The sequence below is a fragment of the Mesorhizobium sp. LSJC269B00 genome (assembly GCF_000502815.1).
GTDB lineage: Bacteria > Pseudomonadota > Alphaproteobacteria > Rhizobiales > Rhizobiaceae > Mesorhizobium.
Map to the genome: position 1 here is coordinate 45,312 of NZ_AYVN01000005.1, position 19,143 is coordinate 64,454.

The 19,143-nt window shown below is 62.4% G+C and carries 19 protein-coding genes; 11 read left to right on the plus strand and 8 right to left on the minus strand.

Features of this window, described 5'->3' with window-relative positions:
* Positions 1-175: 175 nt before the first annotated feature.
* Positions 176-958, minus strand: coding sequence for a formyl transferase (locus tag X771_RS151480; RefSeq protein ID WP_023688113.1), 783 nt, complete (start codon positions 956-958; stop codon positions 176-178).
* A 110-nt stretch (positions 959-1,068) separates the two neighbouring features.
* Positions 1,069-1,644: a DUF4893 domain-containing protein gene (locus X771_RS151475; protein WP_023688114.1), complete on the minus strand. Its 576-nt coding sequence runs from the start codon at positions 1,642-1,644 to the stop codon at positions 1,069-1,071.
* A gap of 84 nt (positions 1,645-1,728) precedes the next feature.
* On the opposite strand from X771_RS151475, the gene X771_RS151470 reads away from it, so the two are divergent.
* Positions 1,729-2,295 carry a hypothetical protein gene (locus X771_RS151470; protein ID WP_156935992.1) on the plus strand — a complete coding sequence of 189 codons (567 nt, stop codon included), beginning with the start codon at positions 1,729-1,731 and terminating at the stop codon, positions 2,293-2,295.
* A gap of 16 nt (positions 2,296-2,311) precedes the next feature.
* Here X771_RS151470 and X771_RS151465 read toward each other — a convergent pair whose 3' ends face one another.
* Complete coding sequence (locus tag X771_RS151465) at positions 2,312-2,953, minus strand: DUF1638 domain-containing protein (RefSeq protein WP_023688116.1); 642 nt, start codon at positions 2,951-2,953, stop codon at positions 2,312-2,314.
* Between the two features lie 65 nt (positions 2,954-3,018).
* Between X771_RS151465 and X771_RS15890 the strand changes: the two genes are divergently transcribed.
* Complete coding sequence (locus X771_RS15890; protein WP_023688117.1) at positions 3,019-3,159, plus strand: entericidin A/B family lipoprotein; 141 nt, start codon at positions 3,019-3,021, stop codon at positions 3,157-3,159.
* 88 nt (positions 3,160-3,247) lie between these two features.
* Here the strand turns inward: X771_RS15890 and X771_RS151460 are convergent, their stop codons facing one another.
* The gene (locus tag X771_RS151460) at positions 3,248-3,946 is read right to left on the minus strand and encodes a B12-binding domain-containing protein (RefSeq protein ID WP_023688118.1); all 699 of its coding nucleotides are present in this window, start codon (positions 3,944-3,946) and stop codon (positions 3,248-3,250) included.
* 259 nt (positions 3,947-4,205) lie between these two features.
* Here X771_RS151460 and X771_RS151455 point away from each other — a divergent pair, with 259 nt between their 5' ends.
* The 7 genes from X771_RS151455 to X771_RS151425 all read left to right on the plus strand — a co-directional run bounded on the left by X771_RS151455 (position 4,206) and on the right by X771_RS151425 (position 12,070).
* Positions 4,206-5,780, plus strand: a complete 1,575-nt coding sequence (locus X771_RS151455; protein ID WP_023670403.1) for a trimethylamine methyltransferase family protein — start codon at positions 4,206-4,208, stop codon at positions 5,778-5,780.
* Between the two features lie 89 nt (positions 5,781-5,869).
* Complete coding sequence (locus tag X771_RS151450; RefSeq protein ID WP_023688119.1) at positions 5,870-6,556, plus strand: hypothetical protein; 687 nt, start codon at positions 5,870-5,872, stop codon at positions 6,554-6,556.
* 104 nt (positions 6,557-6,660) lie between these two features.
* Positions 6,661-7,398 (plus strand): dienelactone hydrolase family protein, encoded by a 738-nt coding sequence (locus X771_RS151445; protein WP_023688120.1) that lies wholly within the window; start codon positions 6,661-6,663, stop codon positions 7,396-7,398.
* A gap of 95 nt (positions 7,399-7,493) precedes the next feature.
* Positions 7,494-8,672 (plus strand): NAD(P)/FAD-dependent oxidoreductase, encoded by a 1,179-nt coding sequence (locus X771_RS151440; RefSeq protein ID WP_023688121.1) that lies wholly within the window; start codon positions 7,494-7,496, stop codon positions 8,670-8,672.
* A gap of 215 nt (positions 8,673-8,887) precedes the next feature.
* On the plus strand, positions 8,888-9,448 hold the full coding sequence (locus tag X771_RS151435; protein ID WP_023688122.1) for an RNA polymerase sigma factor: 561 nt from the start codon (positions 8,888-8,890) through the stop codon (positions 9,446-9,448).
* Between the two features lie 2 nt (positions 9,449-9,450).
* Complete coding sequence (locus X771_RS151430; RefSeq protein ID WP_023688123.1) at positions 9,451-11,562, plus strand: VWA domain-containing protein; 2,112 nt, start codon at positions 9,451-9,453, stop codon at positions 11,560-11,562.
* Positions 11,563-11,803: 241 nt separating this feature from the next.
* Entirely contained in the window at positions 11,804-12,070 is a 267-nt protein-coding gene (locus X771_RS151425; RefSeq protein WP_031202677.1) for a hypothetical protein, read from the plus strand.
* 8 nt (positions 12,071-12,078) lie between these two features.
* Here X771_RS151425 and bmt read toward each other — a convergent pair whose 3' ends face one another.
* Entirely contained in the window at positions 12,079-13,101 is a 1,023-nt protein-coding gene (gene bmt / locus X771_RS151420; RefSeq protein ID WP_023688124.1) for a betaine--homocysteine S-methyltransferase, read from the minus strand.
* A 114-nt stretch (positions 13,102-13,215) separates the two neighbouring features.
* Entirely contained in the window at positions 13,216-14,073 is an 858-nt protein-coding gene (locus X771_RS151415; RefSeq protein WP_023681768.1) for a helix-turn-helix transcriptional regulator, read from the minus strand.
* Positions 14,074-14,297: 224 nt separating this feature from the next.
* On the opposite strand from X771_RS151415, the gene X771_RS151410 reads away from it, so the two are divergent.
* On the plus strand, positions 14,298-15,308 hold the full coding sequence (locus X771_RS151410) for a fatty acid desaturase (RefSeq protein WP_031202678.1): 1,011 nt from the start codon (positions 14,298-14,300) through the stop codon (positions 15,306-15,308).
* Between the two features lie 91 nt (positions 15,309-15,399).
* Positions 15,400-16,227: a PhnD/SsuA/transferrin family substrate-binding protein gene (locus X771_RS151405; RefSeq protein ID WP_023688126.1), complete on the plus strand. Its 828-nt coding sequence runs from the start codon at positions 15,400-15,402 to the stop codon at positions 16,225-16,227.
* Here X771_RS151405 and X771_RS151400 read toward each other — a convergent pair.
* A complete protein-coding gene (locus X771_RS151400; protein WP_023688127.1) occupies positions 16,192-17,499 on the minus strand; it encodes a Xaa-Pro peptidase family protein in 1,308 nt (435 codons plus the stop codon). The genes X771_RS151405 and X771_RS151400 overlap by 36 nt on opposite strands.
* A gap of 55 nt (positions 17,500-17,554) precedes the next feature.
* Positions 17,555-19,123 (minus strand): glycosyltransferase family 39 protein, encoded by a 1,569-nt coding sequence (locus tag X771_RS151395; protein WP_023688128.1) that lies wholly within the window; start codon positions 19,121-19,123, stop codon positions 17,555-17,557.
* Between the last annotated feature and the right edge of the window lie 20 nt (positions 19,124-19,143).

The following is a 19,143-nucleotide window of genomic DNA, read 5'->3' on the forward strand; positions in this document are numbered from 1 at the left end:
CCCTGTAGAGCGCCGTGCGTCCATGAGGGAAACGACGTTCCACCACTTTATCCAGCTGGTGTGAGCATTGCCGGATGCGCAGTGGGGCTGCTTGTTATGGGACGACGCGCGCGCATTCAAAAGCGACGCTATTGAGAGTCGCAAAAAGAAAGGCGAGATTCCGAGGGAAGGCTGGCTACCAAACCCGCTTGGTCAGGCCGGTCCAGAGATAGAACCAGATCGTCGGGTGGTACCATTGTTTCGAGGGCAGGTCCGGCTTGATCGTGGCCAACTTTCCGTCCAAGGCACCGCGGACCGCCTCGACGCAGATGTCACGCGAGAACGCCGCCTGGCGCAACGCATAGCTCGAAATAGTGTCGCCGGGCTCCGGCTTGCCGCGCGCCTGTTTCAACACGCCGCCGGTGTCGACGCCGGCGTCGACCAGATGCACGGTGGTGCCGAAATTCTGGGGATCGCCGCAGGCCAGCGCCCAGTAGCCGCCATTCATGCCGCGGTATTTGGGCGCGATGCCGGCGTGGTAGTTGAGCACCGGGCAGGGCATTTGCGCCAGCGTCTGCCGGGACAAGAGCCGGCAGCCGGCGAGCAGCACCACGCCCGGGCGGATGTCGGCGATCGCCTGCAGGCAATCGGCTGCGTTGGCGGAGGAGACGTGGATGATCTTTTGTCCCGGCTTCGGCTCGGTCTCAAGCTTCTGATCGGCGATGAGCCGCTCTGCGTGGCCAGCGAAGAAGCGCTTGCCGAGCCTCGTCAACACCATCGTGCCGAGTTGACCGATGGCCGAAAACCAGCCCTGGCGGCGCGCGCGGCCGAGCAGCAATTGCTTTTTGGATTCAGGGCTTTCGAGGATGACGCTGACAGGGTCGAGCTGGTCTGCGATGGCGTTGACGATGGTCCAGATGTGCGGCCCGCCTTCGGTGACGATGACGATCGCAGCACTTTTTTCAACCGCTGATGCCATGGCGCGCTTTCTTGCCGGCGCGCAACCATTTGCCGTGCGCTGCCCGGCTCAATTCTGTGCCGGGCGAGGTTAAATCTTGATGACCGCCCGGCCAGCGAGAGACCAACGGATCAGCGCTTGAACTCGATGATGTCGAGTTTCGATTCGTAGTAGGGCGCCGGGAATTCGATGCGCCATTCATTGGCGCTGGTGCGGAAGGCATAGCCGACCTGGTCGCTTTCCGGGCCGCTGCCATAGGGTTTTGGCTTGTTGTCATTGACATAGCCGGAGCCGAGATAGATCGCGCGTTTTTCGCCATCGTCGAAGAAACGGCCCTTGGTGCGTTGCGAGCCGCTGACCTTTTCCAGCTGCCAGCCGGAGCCATCGTCCGTGACCTTGCACTTGAACCAGCCATAGATGACCAGCGGGCCGGTCAGGCCCACCTTGATGGTTCGGCATTGCCAGTTGCCGCTCAGGTCCTTGTCGGAAAAGGCCACTATCGGCTTTGCCAGCAGCGCGTCGAGTTGGCTGACCTCAGCCGGGTCTCCCGCTTTTGCCTCGGCCAGCGCCGCCTTGCGGGTCTCGCCATATTTGTCGAGGCGAACCTTGTCGGCAGGCGTGATGATCTTCTGCACCTCGCCGTCGGCGCGAGCGGGCAAGACGAGGCAGAGGAGGCCAAGGGCGGCGAGCAGGACGCGAGCGGTCATCGGTGGTATCCATGTTGGCGCGGCTGGAGCAGCCGATTCTATCTTCCAGCGCACAACTTACCCATTCGCGGCGGCCTGTCATCCGTGCTTAAACAGCGGTATGTTCCGCGGGAGGTGCGCGTGGGGGTTACAATCCATTTTGAGGGACAACTGCGCGGAGAGGAACAATATCTTGCGCTGTTGCAGGAAGTTGAAGCGCTTGCCATCGCTCGAGACTGGCGATTTCGGCCGATAGACGAGGCCGAAATGGTTCTCAACCGGGTCATCGACGAACGCAGCGTTGACTATATCGGCCCGGTCATGGGGATAGAATGCCTGCCGCATCCCAAGTCGGATCGCCTAAGGTTCGAGTTCGACAGGGACCTCTTCATGCAGCAATATTGCAAGACCCAGTTTGCGGGGTCGGAGGCGCATATCGAGATCATCGAGTTGCTTCGCAAAGTTGCTCCTTTTTTCGACAAGTTCGACGTCTTCGATGAAGGCGAGTACTGGGAACTGGGCGACCGCACAATTCTGCAGGTCAATCTCGACACAGTCGACGCTCTGCTTGCAGAGGCTTTGCGCAAGGATCCAACTGCAAGAGGGCCGATCCGGTTAGACAACGGCCGCGTTGTCGATTTCGTGTCGGATCCGCAACCGGAGAGCAAATAATCCGAAAGTCGGGCGCCTAACGCACTTCTTCTGGATGTGCCGCCACCCGCGCCAATTCAGTCGTCAGGTCGCCATAGCCGGTCGAGCGGCGCTCATAGGCGAGGCCAAGCATCTTCGCGGCCTTCTCGGCGACCTTGTCGAGTTCCGGATCGTCGGTCTGGGCGATGTAGATCAGCTTTTGGTAGTTGCCGAAATAGTCCTTGATCAGCTCCGGGTGCTTGTCGAGGCCGAGCGGCTTCATGAAGAAGGCGTCGAACTGGCGGCACAGGAAATCGGTCATGTAGAACGACATCATGTCGTCGTCGGCGACCTTCGCATAGGCGTCCATGCCCTGGTAGAAGGCAAAGCAGTGCGGCCCGGCCATGCGCTCGACGCCGTGCTTCTCCAGGACCCGGTCGAGCATGCCGCCGGTACCGCAATCGGCATAGCCAACGAAGATGTTGCTATAGCCTTCCGCCTTGGCCTTTTCGATCGCCTTGTCCATCGCCGGTGCGATGCGGTCGGGGTAGAAATGGAACTCCGCCGGCAGGCAGGTCAGGTCGAGATGGTCGAGCTTGAGCTGCTCCTTGACGGCCAAAACTTCGCGCGCAATCATTCCGCAGGCGATGACCAGCAGCCTGTCGTCCTGATTCGGTTTCGTTTTTTGCATTCTGGCCATGGAACCTGGTCGAAGCGGCCTTCGTTGCTGTGTGGCGAATCTATCGAGAGAGGGATAAACCGTCCATGAAACTGTTACGCGTTGCGCCGATTGCAATCCTTGCCTGCATCCTGGCGCTTACGGCCTGTGCCAACACCGTCCGTGGTGTCGGCCGGGATATCAAATCGACTGCGAAAGCCGTCGACGACACCGTCACCAAACCCTGACGCAGCCATCCGTTCCAATAGCTGGAACAAAAAAGCCGCGCTGCAAGGCGCGGCTTTCGATTGTGGCCCAGACGCCTTGCGTAACAGATCAGGCTGAAGCGCGCACGTTATGCTTGCGCTTCATGAAGTCCTTGGCGGTCTCGACCGCCACAGCCGCGTCGCGGCAATAGGCATCGGCGCCGACGGCCTTGCCGAATTCCTCGTTTAGCGGCGCGCCGCCGACCAGGACGACATAGTCGTCGCGGATGCCCTTTTCCTTCATCGTGTCGATGACGACCTTCATGTAAGGCATGGTCGTGGTCAAAAGCGCCGACATGCCGATAATGTCGGGCTGGTGCTGCTCGATGGCGTCGAGGTATTTTTCCACCGCATTGTTGATGCCGAGATCGATGACGTCGAAGCCGGCACCTTCCATCATCATGCCGACGAGGTTCTTGCCGATGTCGTGGATGTCGCCCTTGACGGTGCCGATCACCATCTTGCCCTGCTTCGGCGCGCCGGTGGCGGCCAGCAGCGGGCGCAGGATGAACATGCCGGCTTTCATCGCGTTGGCCGACAGCAGCACCTCGGGAACGAACAGGATGCCGTCGCGAAAGTCCTCGCCGACGATGCGCATGCCTTCGACCAGAGCTTCGGTCAGCACCTTGTAGGGCACCCAGCCGCGCTCGAGCAGGATGTTGGTGCCTTCCTCGATCTCTTCCTTCAGTCCGTCATAGAGATCGTCGTGCATCTGCTGCACCAACTCGTCGTCGGAAAGCTCGGAGAGGATGATCTCGTCGTCGGCCATTTTTCTCGGGCTCCTTGCCGCGCGGATGCGATCACGGCGGCTTAAAATAATCGCGTCAATACCTAACCCGGCGGGGGCAGGTATCCATAGCTGATTTGCGACTTCCCGCAAAAGGAAAGCGACCGCAAATCTATTGGAATTCTTGTCGATTTTGCGACAGGCGTTGGCGCTGGCGGGCCGTTTCGAATAGGGTGCATGGCTACGATCCGGGCGAGAAGCCGCCTACGCGGCCGCAAACGGTTTTTAGGGAAAAACGATCATGAGTGAAAACGCGTCAGTCGACCAGGAAGCGTCCAATGCGCGACGTGGACGTGCTGCCAGCGGCGGCGCGGCTGCAAGGCGGGCGGCGCGCTCGGGCGGCGGACCGGGCACCCAGCTCACCTATATCAAGCGCAAGATCAACATCTATGAGGTCCTCAACGAGGAAGGCCTGGCGATTATCGAAAACAACACCGATACGGTGCTGGAAGAGATCGGCATCATCTTTCGCGACGACGCCGAGGCGCTGCAGCTTTGGAAAGAGGCGGGCGCCGACGTCAAGGGCGAGCGCGTGCATTTTCCCAAGGGCCTCTGCCGCTCGCTGCTGAAGACCGCGCCGCCCATCTACACCCAGCATGCGCGCAACGCCGAACGTTCGGTGCAGATCGGCGGCAACGCCACGGTCTTCGCGCCGGTCTATGGTCCGCCCTTCGTGCGCGATCTCGACGGTGTCAGGCGCTACGCGACGATCGAGGATTTCCGGAATTTCGTGAAGCTCGCCTATATGGCGCCGTCGATTCACCATTCGGGCGGCACGGTTTGCGAGCCGGTCGACGTGCCGGTCAACAAACGCCATCTCGACATGATCTACAGCCACATCAAATATTCGGACAAACCGTTCATGGGTTCGGTGACGGCGCCAGAGCGGGCCGAAGACACCGTCGCCATGGCCAAGATCGTGTTCGGCGACGATTTCGTCGAAAACAACACCGTGCTGACCAGCCTGATCAACGCCAATTCGCCGATGGTGTTCGACGAAACCATGCTGGGCGCGCTGAAGGTTTATTCGCGTCACAACCAGGCTTGCATCGTCACGCCGTTCATCCTTGCCGGCGCGATGAGCCCGGTCACGGTGGCCGGCACGCTGACGCAGGTTCTGGCAGAGGTGCTGGCCGGCGCCTCTTTCACGCAGTTGATCCGTCCCGGCGCGCCGGTGCTGTTCGGCACCTTCGCCTCGTCGATCTCCATGCAGTCTGGTGCGCCGACCTTCGGCACACCGGAGCCGTCGCTGGTTTCCTACGGCGCCGCACAGCTTGCCCGCCGGCTCGGTCTGCCGTTCCGCACCGGCGGCTCGCTCTGCGCCTCCAAGGTTCCGGATGCGCAGGCCGCCTATGAGAGCGCCAACACGCTCAACTCGACCATTCTTGCCGGCACCAATTTCGTCCTGCATTCGGCCGGCTGGCTCGAAGGTGGACTGGCGTCCTGCTACGAGAAATTCATGATGGACATCGACCAGCTCGGCATGACGCAAAAGTTTTCCGAAGGCGTCGACCTGTCGGAAAACGGCCAGGCGATGGACGCCATCCGCCAGGTCGGCCCGGGCAGCCACTATCTCGGCTGCGACCACACCCAGGCCAATTTCCAGACCGCCTTCTACCGCTCCAGCATCGCCGACAACAATTCCTACGAGCAGTGGCTGGCCGAGGGCGAGAAGACAGCGCCGCAGCGCGCCAACGAACTCGCCCGCCGCTGGCTGGAGACCTATGAGGCGCCGTATCTCGATCCGGGCATCGACGACGGGCTGAAGGACTACATCGCGACGAAGAAGGCGTCGATGGCTGACGCCTTCACCTGAAAGGAGCCCGAGTCAGGCGGGGCTAAAGTCGCCAACATCATCCACATGGAAGTCTGGCGGAGCGCTTTCTCCGACCCGGACAAGAAGGGATGATTGCGCGGCGCCGGGCTGACGAGATAGCGGCCGCGCTTTCCGCTGACGGCCTCATCCTGCGCGGTGGCTTCAATTTCGCAACAAGCGAAACGCCGCCGCATGGCCCTTCAGTTGCCCCCGCCAAATCCGTGCTGTTGGTCGGGCAGGCGGGAGCGGCACCCTGGCCGCATTTCCTGCGCTGGCGCGACCGGCAACCGCAAACCATTGCTAATCCGCTCGACACATGGTCGCGCGAAGTGATCGGTGCGGTGGCGGAGAAATTCGGCGCGCGCGCCGTTTCGCCTTCGGACAGACCTTATCTGCCGTTCCAGCAATGGGCGATGCGAGCGGAGGGGCTGAGACCGTCGCCGCTGGGCATCCTGATGCATCCGCAGTACGGGCTCTGGCATGCCTATCGCGGCGCGTTGCTGTTCGAGGATGAGATCGCGCTTCCTGAACGTCGCGAAGCGATTCACCTTTGCGAGGCCTGTGTCGCAAAACCTTGCCTGAAATCCTGTCCGGTTGACGCCTATTCCGCGGATGGTTTCGCTCATCAGGCTTGCCTGGCGCATGTGCGGGGATCGAAGGGCGAACCATGCCGCGGCGGCGGCTGCCTCGACCGCAACGCCTGTCCGTATGGCACGGCCCATCGCTATCCGCCTGAGGTTCAGGCCTTTCACATGACGGCGTTTGCTGGCCTGTAGCCGGGTCGAAAGCCCGCACAAAGTGTTGAACGGGATTGTCAGGGAACGGCTTGCCCTGACAATGCCTGCTTATATGTATCACACGACAATCAACGGGGCGCGCCATGGCGAAGCAGGACATTGAGATAAAAACCGAGGACGGCGTAGCGAAAGCCGGGCTGTTCCGTTCGGCGACCGCTTCCCCGTCCAGGGCCGGTGTCATTCTCTATATGGACGCCTTCGGTCCGCGACCGGCGCTCGACGCAATGGCGGAGCGGCTGGCCGGCGAGGGCTGTGCGGTGCTGGTGCCGGATCTTTTCTATCGCAACGCACCCTACGGGCCGTTCGAGCCCAAGACCGCTTTCGTCGTCGAGGAGACCAAGGTCGCGCTGACGGCGTTGGTCCACGGCACGACACAGGACATGACCATCCGCGACAGCAGGGCGTTCCTCGACACGCTTACCGCTGAAGGTGTCACCGGACCGGTCGGTGTCGTCGGTTACTGCATGGGCGGGGCGCGGGCCTTGAATGCGGCTGCAACCTATCCCGATCACATCGTGGCGGCGGCAAGCTTCCATGGCGGCAATCTGGCCAGCGATGCCGCCGACAGTCCGCACCGCAAGGCTGCAATGATCAAGGCGCGGGTCTATGTCGGAACGTCTGGGGTGGACCGCAGCTTTCCGCCGGAGCAGTCGGCGCGACTGGCCGAGGCGCTGCGCGTGGCGGAAGTCGACCACGTCATCGAAAACTATGCCGGCATGGCGCATGGCTGGTGCGTGTCGGATCACAGCGTGTTCAACGCGGCCGGCGCCGAACGTCATTGGAAGCGATTGACGACGCTGTTCGCCGAGACGCTGATCTAACGAGGCGTTGCCTGAAGTCGCAACGAACGGGTAGAGACTGCACGATTGGCGCGGCCTGTTAAAACAGCGCCAGTCGAGCGGGAACGAACAGCCTGATGCAATCCTATGATGTCGTGGTGATCGGCGCCGGTGCGGCCGGAATGATGTGCGCCATCGAGGCCGGCAAGCGCGGCCGCTCGGTCCTGGTGCTCGATCACGCGGCAAAGCCCGGCGAGAAGATCCGCATCTCCGGCGGTGGCCGCTGCAACTTCACCAACATCCATGCGAGCCCGAAGAATTTCATCTCCGGCAATCCGCATTTCTGCATCTCGGCGCTCAGCCGCTACACGCAGCGCGATTTCATCGAGCTCGTCGAACGCCACGGCGTCGCCTATCACGAGAAGACGCTTGGACAGCTGTTTTGCGATGGCTCGGCGCGGCTGATCATCGACATGCTGGTCTCTGAAATGCAGGATGGCGGCGTGGAGCTGGCGCTGTCGACCGAGATGAGGAACGTCAGCAAGACCGCGGACGGGTTTGTGCTGACGCTCTCCGCTGGCAGCGTCGCTTGCAACTCGTTGGTCGTGGCTTGCGGGGGCAAGTCGATCCCCAAAATGGGCGCGTCCGGTTTCGGCTACGAGCTTGCGGCGCAATTCGGCCTTGCGGTGGTGGAAACACGGCCGGCGCTGGTGCCGCTTACCTTCGACGCAAGAACGCTGGAGCGGCTGGCGCCTTTGGCCGGCAATGCCGTCGATGCCGAAGTCGCCTGCGGCAAGACGCGGTTTTCAGAAGCGATGCTGTTTACGCATCGCGGCTTGAGCGGGCCTTCCATCCTGCAAATATCGTCCTATTGGCGCGAGGGCGACGAGATCCGCATCGCCATGCTGCCGGGGAGGGATGTGGCGGAACTGCTTCGCGCCGCCCGGCGCGTCAACGGCAGGCAAGCGGTGCAGACGGTGCTTGCAAACCATTTGCCGAAGCGCCTTGCGCAAGCAGTCGCCGAGCGCAGTGGGATCGATGGCAATCTCGCTGATTTGACAGACCTGCAAATGAAAACCGTCGAAGCCGCCGTCAACGACTGGCGCATCAAGCCGGCCGGCTCCGAGGGTTACCGCACGGCGGAAGTGACGCTTGGCGGTGTCGATACCAACGGGCTCGATCAGAAGACGATGCAGGCGAAATCCGTGCCGGGGCTGTTTTTCATCGGCGAAGTCGTCGATGTCACGGGCTGGCTGGGCGGCTATAATTTTCAGTGGGCTTGGTCGTCCGGCTGGGCCTCGGGCCAGGTGTGCTGATATTCAGGTGAGGCCGGCCTGCAAACGACGGCTTTCTGTGCTTCCGGTGCTCGCGTACCAAAAGTACGCTCCGCTCCGGTTCTCGAAATCCATCGTTTTCGGCTCGGCCTGACCTGAATCTCAGCGCACCTGTTGCGCGTGCATCCGTCGCCTCGGAAAAAAATCTTTCCATAACCCCAAGGATTGGCCATTAGCCTTCGTCCAACAGGCAAATGATGGCGATGATGCTGGATGAAAGCGAAGCCTCCGACGCCGAATTGATCGGGCGGGCGAAGGGCGGAGACAGGGGTGCCTTCGGCAAATTGCTGGAGCGGCACTACGACTTCGTCTATCGCGCCGCCTATCGCTGGTGCGGAAAGAAGGCCGATGCCGAAGACATCGCCCAGGAGGTCTGTGTCCGTCTCGGCAAGGCGATCCGCGACTACCGCGGCGGCGGCGCGTTCACGACATGGCTCTATTCCGTGACGTTGAACGCGGCGCGCGACATGATGCGCAAGACGACGCGCGAAAACGTCAAGACCGAGGCTTTCGGCGCCTACAGCATGATATCGGGAGAGGCCTCGGCCGAACCTGAAGATCCCACTGAGGCGCTCTGGGCAGCGGTGCGGCAATTGCCGGACAAGCAGCGCGATGCAGTACTTCTGGTCTATGGCGAAGGTTTGAGCCATGCGGCCGCCGCCGAGGCGATGGCAATCTCGGAGACGACGGTTTCCTGGCACATCCATGAAGCGAAGAAACGGCTGAAGACGTTGATTCGTTCAGCCGGGGAAGTGTGACCATGGTCGACGACAACGAACTCAACAGGCTGCGCGATGCAGCAGTACCTGCGCCAGGCGAGAGCGCGAAGACACGCGCCTTCGAAGCCGCCATGCGCGCCTATGATCAGGAAAATATTTCTGCCGTCACCCAAGGTTCGGTCGGCGGGCTTCGTCTCACAGAGCGAGCACAAAAGCTCTGGAGCGAGATCATGCAAAAGAAACTCATCGCCACGCCAGCCATTGCCGGGCTCGTCGCCCTGCCGATCGCCGGATACGCCACCTTCCACATGCTGAGGGAACAGCCGTTGCCGTTCGGTAGCGACGAGAAGATCACTGAGACGCTGGCCGACAAGCCGGCAACCAATGGGCCGGCAACCAACGCGCCGGTAAAAGAAAAGCAGGCGCCTGAAGGCGACAAGAAGACCGACGCCGATGTGCGAAGCCGCGACACCACTACGCCGCTTACGCCACCCGCGCCGCCGAAGCCCGAATCGACCGTTGCTGTCGCCCCGGCGCAGCAGGATGCGCTGGGACGCGGCGTGTTGGCCGAGCCTGCGCCAGTTGAGAGCCGCGAGTTTTCGCTTGACGGCAGTGCTGCTCCGGTCGGCGGCGCGCGGGTCAACCGCATGGCCGGCGCGACCGAATCCAAGTACCTGGCACAGCCTTCGACGATGCCGGCCGACCAGATTGCGCCGCAGGAGCCAAACCGCGACCGCGTCGAGGATTTCAAGACCAATCCGGTGCATGCAGCCCTTCAGGATCCGGTCTCGACCTTCTCGATCGACGTCGACACGGCTTCCTATTCCTTCGTCCGCGGCTCGCTGAAGCAGGGCTACCTGCCGCAGGCCGATACGGTCCGCGTCGAGGAGATGGTCAATTACTTCCCCTATGACTGGAAGGGTCCGGACTCGGCTTCGACGCCGTTCAACTCGACCGTCAGCGTCATGCCGACGCCGTGGAACGGGCACACCAAGCTGATGCACGTCGCCATCAAGGGCTTCGACATCAAGCCGGTCGAGCAGCCCAAGGCCAATCTGGTGTTCCTGATCGACGTCTCGGGTTCGATGGATGAGCCGGACAAGCTGCCGCTGCTCAAGTCGGCTTTCCGGCTGCTGGTCAGCAAGCTCAAGGCGGACGACACCATCTCGATCGTCACCTATGCCGGTGACGCCGGCACCGTGCTGATGCCGACCAAGGTCACCGAGAAGGACAAGATCCTCAACGCCATCGACAATCTGCAGCCGGGCGGCTCGACGGCCGGCGAGGCGGGTATCAAGGAAGCCTACAAGCTTGCCCAGCAGTCCTTCGTCAAGGACGGCATCAACCGTGTGATGCTGGCCACGGACGGCGACTTCAATGTCGGCCAGACCGATGACGACGATCTGAAGCGACTGATCGAGCAGGAGCGCAAGACCGGTGTCTTCCTGTCGGTGTTCGGCTTTGGACGCGGCAATCTGAACGACCAGATGATGCAGACCATCGCCCAGAACGGCAACGGCACCGCCGCCTATATCGACACGCTGGCCGAGGCCGAGAAGGTTCTGGTCGAGGATGCCTCCTCGACGCTGTTCACCATCGCCAAGGACGTCAAGATCCAGGTCGAGTTCAATCCGGACAAGGTCTCGGAGTACCGGCTGATCGGCTATGAAACCCGCGCCTTGAACCGCGAGGACTTCAACAATGACCGCGTCGATGCCGGCGATATCGGCTCCGGTCATTCGGTGACCGCCATCTACGAGATCACGCCGAAGGGCAGTGGCGGCGAGCAGATGGATCCGCTGCGCTACGGCCAGGCCGCGGTCGACAATGGCGGCGTCGCCAACGCCGACGAATATGCCTTCGTGAAAATCCGCTACAAGCTGCCGAACGAAGACGTCTCGAAGCTGATCACCACGCCGGTGACGTCGGCCAACGAGGTCGCGTCCTTCGACCAGGCCAGCACCGACCAGCGTTTCTCCGTCGCTGTCGCCGCCTTCGGCCAGAAGCTGCGCGACGAGGATGCGACCGCGAAGTTCGGCTACGACAAGATCATGGAGATTGCCACCGCCGCCCGAGGAGCCGACCCGTTTGGGTACAGGTCCGAGTTCCTTTCGCTTGTGCGCCTTGCCTCGGCGCTCGGCGGTAACCGGTAGTGGCAATAACGCCGGTTCCTTTCAGACGGGGGTCGTTCTGATACGGGGAACCGGCTACGGGCGGGGTGAGGCAGGCCGGCGGGGGAAACCCTGCCGGCCTTTTTTCGGATCGATTGATCCGAAGCGCACAGATGATCCGCCTGATCGTTAAATTGCGCGGCTTTTCCGGAACGTCATCGCAATGCCCTGCTATTATTGCATGGGGTCGGGACTGGGCTTGGGGAGCCGGGAATTGCAGATCATGAACATTGGAAACACGACGCCGGCGGTGAGACACACGCAGGCGTCGGGAACGCTGTCGCCAGAATCCAGGCGCATCATGGATGACGTTGACGCAGCCCGGAATACCGCAAAGTCGGCGCTGACCAATGACCGCTTTCGCGTCATGCTGGAGCAGATCGGCAATCCGCAGTCGTCGGGTGACCTGGTGACGATGAGTGGCAACGCCAACGGCACCGCCCTGGATTTCAAGACGGCGCTATCGCGTTACGCTGAAAACAGCGAATAAGTTCGATATCAGGCGCGGCTGCGGCGGCGTTCGCGGCGGGCTTCGCTGGTCTCGGCGGTGTTTTCCGTCGCCACCTTGTTGCGCATCGGACCGATGCGCTCGACGATCCCCGCGACGGTCGGGCGTTCGGATTTGGTGTGCGCGTCGAGCGCCTTGCGCATGGCGGCAAGGTGCTGGAACGAGGTGCCGCAGCAGCCGCCGATGATCTTCGCGCCGCCATCCACCGCCAGCCGGACATAGTCGGCCATCAGCTCCGGCGTGCCGGAATAATGGATCTCGGTGCCACGAAATTCGGGAATGCCGCAATTGCCCTTGACGATCACCGTCGCTTCCGGCTTCGCCTCCGTCATGTCGAGCAGCGAGGCCAGGATGTCGGAAGCGCCGACACCGCAATTGGCGCCGACACCGAGCGGCGTCTCTGAAAGTCCGTCGACGACGCCGTGGATATCCCTGGGCAGCAGGCCCATCATGGTGCGGCCGGCAGTGTCGAACGAACCGGTATAGGTGTAGGGCAGGCCGACGCGAATGGCGGCTTCCGCCGCGGCACGGATTTCGTCCGGCGCAGACATGGTCTCGATCCAGGCGACTTCGGCGCCGCCTTCCTTGAGACCCTCGATCTGCTCTGCAAAAGCCTCGACCGCTTCGTCATAGGTCATGGCGCCGAGCGGCACCAGCAACTCGCCGGTCGGACCGACCGAGCCGGCGACGATGACTTTCCTGCCGGCCTTGTCGGCGACCGCGCGGGCAATCTCGGCGGCGCGCTTGTTCAGCGCATGCACGCGGTCCTGCGCATGGTGCAGCTTCAGCCGGTGCCGCGTGCCGCCGAACGAGTTGGTGAGAATGATATCGGCGCCGGCGTCGACGAAATTCTGGTGCAGGCTGGTGATGGTGTCGGGCGCTGTCTCGTTCAGCAACTCCGGCGCTTCGCCGGCCTCCAGACCCATGGCGAACAGATTGGTGCCGGTGGCGCCATCGGCGAGCAGCACGCCCTTTTCGGCCAGCAGAGCATCGATGGGATTGTTCGCGGTCATCGGATCGGCTTTCAGATTTTGAATGGAATAAGGATATAAAGAAGTCTTTATGTCCAGTCAATGTGTTTGCGACCTGCAATTGCCGCGCGGTTCACCTTTCCGGGGCGTTGGCGATCAGGCAGAACCCGATGGAAATGACGCGCCGGCCAGATTGCGCGCGTAGGCGGCGGCCTCATGCGGGTTGATGTCGGCGGCCCGGATCAGATTGTCGAAATGCTGGGTCAGCGCCTGTACCGGCTGGGTGGCATTCAGCACGACATACATGTCGCCGACATAGATGGCGGCGCGGTAGGGACCGAAGATTGTCAGCGGGATCGAATAGCGCATGCGGCCGTCATAGAGGAACAGGCGGAAGGTGGGGTAGAGATCGTCAAGCAGCGTCGCCATATGGGCAAGCTGCTGCCGGCGGTCAGCCTCGGGAAAGCGGTCCCAGACGCCCAGGCCGCGGGCGAAAATCTCCAGCGTGTGGCGCGGCATGCAGACCTCCATATCGGTCTCAGGGCGCCGGTTGTACTCGATGCGGTACTGCGTCTCGCTGGCCTGCGCCAGACGGCTGCGGTTGGTGATGTTGGCTTCGTAGTCGACCAGCTGGCGTGTGCGCAGGAGATCGGGAATGCCGGCCGGCACATAGCGGATCTTGGTGCCTGCGGCTTCCGCGAACCATTTGGCGAGCAGCGTGCGGTCGAAGCCGTCGGGCGCCTCTTCGATCTCCAGGCTTTCGCGGATTTCGCCGGTGACGCCTTCGTCCTGGGAGAGGCCGAGCAGCCAGTCCAGCGAGATCTTGAATTCGGCGGCGATGTTGAGCAGCGTTTCGGCGCGTGGCAGGCGCGTCGAGGCGCCGGACATCAGTTGCGACAGCGCCGACCGGTCGATGCCAACTGCTGACGCGAAAGCTGACTGGTTGAGATCGGACCGTGTCAGGAGCAGCTTCAGGCGCTCCCGGAAGATTGCCGAAAGGTCCCGTTTGTCCACTGTTCGTTCTCCGCACTCTCTTAGGAAAAATTTGCGCCCGAGCCGTCGAATCAGCACTTCCAGCGTAAATGAATCCGTAGGGTTGTTTACAATGTATAACATTTGCGGTCGAAAATGCGCAATCGCAACATTTTGTACACTTTGTCTCGTTGAGCGGAATCGCTTCTCCTGACACTATGCTGTCAGGAACCAATTCCGGCGACTGAGGGACAGTGGTCGATAGCATGACAGGCAAGCGCATCAAGCGACGCGACGCAGCGGCCATCGAGTGGCCGACCGTGGTCCTCGCTTTCTTCTGTTACGGAATGTGGCTCGCTGCCGGGCTCCTGCTCTGGCCCTCTTATCCGATCCCGGCACTTCTTCTCCTCGGCTTCATCCTGGCCTTGCAGTCGTCGATCATGCACGAAGTGCTGCATGGCCATCCGACGCGCAGAGCGCTCATCAACGAAGCCTTCGTCTTCCTGCCGATCGGCCTGGTCTGGCCGTTCCGTCGCTTCAAGACGCTCCATTTGCGCCACCACGCCGACGAGCGCCTGACCGATCCGCTCGACGATCCCGAGAGCTATTACCAGGCGTTGTGGATGCATGACGATCTGCCGCCGACGATGAAATTCCTGCTCAAGATCAACAACACCATGGCCGGCCGTTTCTTTCTCGGCCCCTGGCTGTCCTGCATCGGTTTCTTCGTCGACGACGCCAGGCATGTGATTGCCGGCGACAAGGTGATCGGCAAGGCATGGCTGCTGCATGCGATCGGCCTCGCCATCGTGGTGCCGATCGTGCAGTTCGGTTTCGGCATTCCGGTATGGCTCTACATTCTGGTGCCGGTCTGGCTCGGCCAGTCGCTGATCGCGGTCCGGACTTTCGCCGAACATCAGTGGTCCGAGCACCCTGAAGGACGCACGGTGATCATCGAGCGCTCGCCGCTGTCGTTCCTGTTCCTCAACAACAATCTGCACTTCGTTCACCACAAGACCCCGACCGTTGCCTGGTACAGGCTGCCAAAACTGTTTGCCGACCGCCGCGACGAGTGGCTGCGGATGAACAATGGCTACGCCTATCCGAACTATTTCGCACTGATCAAAGCCTACGCCTTCAAGGCCAAGGAGCCGATCGTGCACCCGGTGCTGCGCCGCCAGCCCGAGCCGGGCAGGGCGTTCAAGCCGCGCATCAGGGCGCGCAGCATCAGCGGGCTTGGCAGCGCGCCGGTTCCGGCCGAGCCGCCGAAGGAATAATCCCCGGACTTCCCGAACCCGTGTCGGCCAATTCTGATTGGACGCCGCGTTTTTGCGATCCTTTCCCGAGCCATGATGATTGAGTGTCGGCATGAGTGATTTGGTTGCGGCATTGCCGATGTATGACTGGCCCGAAGTGCGCGGCGAGGTCGACGCGCAATGGGCAGCGTTGCGCGATGCTTTTCGGCACAAGGGCGTCGATGGGCCGCAGACAATCGTGCGCCGCAATGGCGACCTGCCGCCGGTGCCGGGCGGTATCCACGACGCCGAGGGCAGACTGATCGCGCCCGATCCGGCGACACTGCCGCCGGACGAACTCGACCATCACCAGCTTTGGCTGCATCCGGCGCTGCTGTTCGCGCAGACCTGCTGGGGGCCGATGGAACTCGGCCTGAGCAAGCATGTGCAGGTGGTCGGCCAGCCGAGCTACGACGCTTACGAGGGCGGCGAAGGCGAACTCTATTCGAGCGCGCTGGTGATGCGGACGGGCGAGGGACCGGAGGTTAGCTCGCCCGCGGATGGCAAAGCCTCGCTGCCGCTCGATCTGATGCGCGGCAAGCGTTTTACCTACAACAGCCTCGATTCGATGTCGGGCATCATTGCACTGGCGCGCGACCTGCAGGCCGCCGGCGAAAGCCTGGATATCTTTTCCTCGCGCAGCGAAAGCGGTGGCCATCGCGGCTCGATCGTCGCGGTCGCCGAGGGCAAGGCGGATATAGCTGCCATCGACTGTGAGAGCTGGGCGCTGGCGCAGCGTTTCGAACCTGCGGCAAACGCCGTGAAGGTCGTCGGCTGGACGGCAAGGCGCAAAGGCCTGCCCTACATCACCGCCAGGACGACGCCGGAAAAGACGCTCAAGGCTCTGCGCGAGGCGCTTGCCGGATCAGCCGAGCAGCCTCGCATCCAGCTTGTAGGTTGAAAGCTGCTCGTTACCGGTCGCGGTGATCAGGATCTGTTCCTCGATCTTGACGCCCTCATGGCCGCCGAGACGGCCGATATAGCTTTCCACGCACAGCACCATTCCCGGCTCCAGCGCGCCGTCGGGCGTGTCCGGCGTCCAGTCGCTTGCATGCGGCAGGGTCGGGTACTCGTCGGCCAGGCCGACGCCGTGATAGAGCACGCCGTAGCGTGTCGGGAAGCAATCTCCCGGCGGCACCACGGAGCGTTCGACCAGGTCGCGAAAGGATATGCCGGGCTGCATCAATTGCGTGTTGTGGGCGATCTGGTCGGCGGCGATGCGGAACAGGTCGCGCTGCTCGTTCGACGGCCTGGCGTCACCGCAAAGCCAGGTGCGGGAGAGATCGGCGCAGAAGCCGTAGGGACCGATCAGGTCGGTGTCGAAGGCGACGAGGTCGCCTTCCTCGATCACCCGCGATGAGCATTCCTGGAACCACGGATTGGTGCGCGGCCCCGAGGCAAGCAGCCGGGTTTCGATCCATTCGCCGCCGCGCGCAATGTTGCCGCGGTGGAGTTCGGCCCACAATTCGTTTTCGGAAATGCCCGGCGTCAGCGCCTTCTCCATTTCACCCATCGCCGCTTCGCAAGCGACGATTGCGCGGCGCATGGCGAGGATCTCGTCCGGCGATTTGATCAGCCGCGCATTTTCCATCACCGCTTCGCCATTGCCAATCGAGATGCCGAGCCGGGCGAGTTCCTCGACGCCTTCCGGGTTGATGTGGTCGACCGCAATGCGGCTGTTGCCGCCGCCATGCTCCTTGACCAGATCGGCGATGCCGGCCGCCCAGCGGCGGACTTTGTGCTCGGTCAGCTCGCCGCCATAGAGGTACATCCACGACACTGCCGGCCGCACCTCGTCGACGACGCCGGAATGGTCGGACAGATGCTCGCAGGAGAAATAGTCGAACAGCACCACGGGTCCCTCAGTGGCGATGAAGCAGTGGCGGGTCGGATTGTGCGCGACCCACAGCTGCATGTTGGTCGAATCGGTGGCGTAGCGGATGTTGACGGGGTCGTAGAGCAGCGCGCCGGCGTAGTTTCGGCGCCTCAGTTCGGCTCGGATGCGCTCGAGCCGGTATTGGCGCATAGCGGCAAGATCGGGCGCGGCGATGCCTGCCGCTTGCCATTCGGTTTCAGCCAGCGCGCCATAGCCCAGCACATGCTGGTTCAGCGACGCCGCTTTCTGGCGCGAGGCGTCGCGCAAGGCTTCGACGGAGCCCGGCTCGAACGGCATGATCTTGCGGTGACGGCCGAACCCTTGTTTCTCCACCCGACGCCTCCCTGCCGACTTACTGTGGCGCTGCGCCCGCGGCCGCTTTCTTCAGCCGCGTGACCGTCAGCGTGCGGGTGGGCGGCTCGCTGTCGAACAGCATCGGGACGACCAACTGCTGCGGCGAGCCGTCAGCGACATAGCCGGCCTCGCTCAAGGCCCGCAGGATGCCCTCGGGAGGTTCCTTGTCATTGGCCATCACGAGCACCGCCGGCTCGATCAGCAAATGGCCGAAGTCCGGCATCTCGTCGTCGAGCACGACCAGATCGGGATCGACAAGACGCAGATTTCCCACCCAGTGCCAGCTCGATATCGCCGTGCGAACCGGACCGTTTGCCGTCAGCTGGCCATAGAGCGACTGGTAGTCGACACGCACGATGCTGCCGCGGCTGTCGCCGCCATTGAGGTGCGTGTACCAGGTCACCGGCAGCACGAGGATGGCAAGCGTTGCGCCGACAAAGACGACGACGTCCTGCACCTTCCTTCCCTTGTCGCCTCTGGCATCCATCCGCAAGGCCAGCGCGACCGGCAGCAACACAAGAATGGGAAGCATCCAGCGATCGCGAAATTGCGTCGTCCCGCTCGCCAGGACGAGCACGATGGTCATCGCCAGGGCAAAAGCGATGGTGCGCCACACCAGTTTCTCGGTCCATGGCGCCGGTTGCAGAGCCGGCGCCGGCTTTTTCCATGCGATGAGCAAAGCCGCGACGAATATGCCGGCCGGCAACACGGCGAAATACAGGATAGCCTTGCCCAGTCCGCGCATTCCGTAGAATGCGGTTTGTATGGCGCTTTCTCCTCTGCCCATGCCGAAGCCGCCGCTGTGCGACAGCAACTGGTCGGTGTAGGTCAGGTTCCAGTAGAGCGTCGGCAGGCAAAGCAGCACCGCCACGACAAGGCTGATCGAAAACCGGCGGTTGAGGATGACGCCGCGCGTTTCGCGCAGCGACAGGGTGGACAGCATCAGCGCGCCGAGAAAGATCGCGTTGTTGTATTTCGACAGGATGGCGGCGGCCATCGCCACGCCAAACAGCACATAGGTGGCCAGCGAACGCCGCTGCACCAGTTCGACGAGCGCAAGAAACAGCACCACTGAAAAACAGAAAGCGGCGATCGAGTGGGTGAGGGCGTGCTGCATCTCCCACACCATCTGCGGAAACAACAGCAGGCCGAACAATGCGGCGGCGCCAGCGCGGCTGGAATAGCCCAGGCGGCGGACAGCGATGAAAACCGACGCCAGCGCCGCTCCGATCAGCAGGTACTTCACGATCTTGAGCGCCAGGATGTTCGTTCCGACCACGGCGGCGACGAGGCGGGCAAGCCAGGTGTAGAGCGGCGGCTGCGAGCCGCCATAGCCAGCCCAGAGGTAGTGCATGTACATCAGCTGTTCGGAATCGTCGACGCCGACACCGGTTCCCACGACATGGGACAGCAGCGCCATCACCACGATCTGGACGACGCAATAGACCGCGACGCAGACCAGTGCGGCGTTGAAGGGACCGACCTTGCCTTCGCCGAGCCAGTCCGTCCATTTCTCTAGATACTGCAAGGGGATCGTCTTCTCATCGAGGGAAATGCCTGCGGCCAACTGCCGAAGGCCCCTTACAC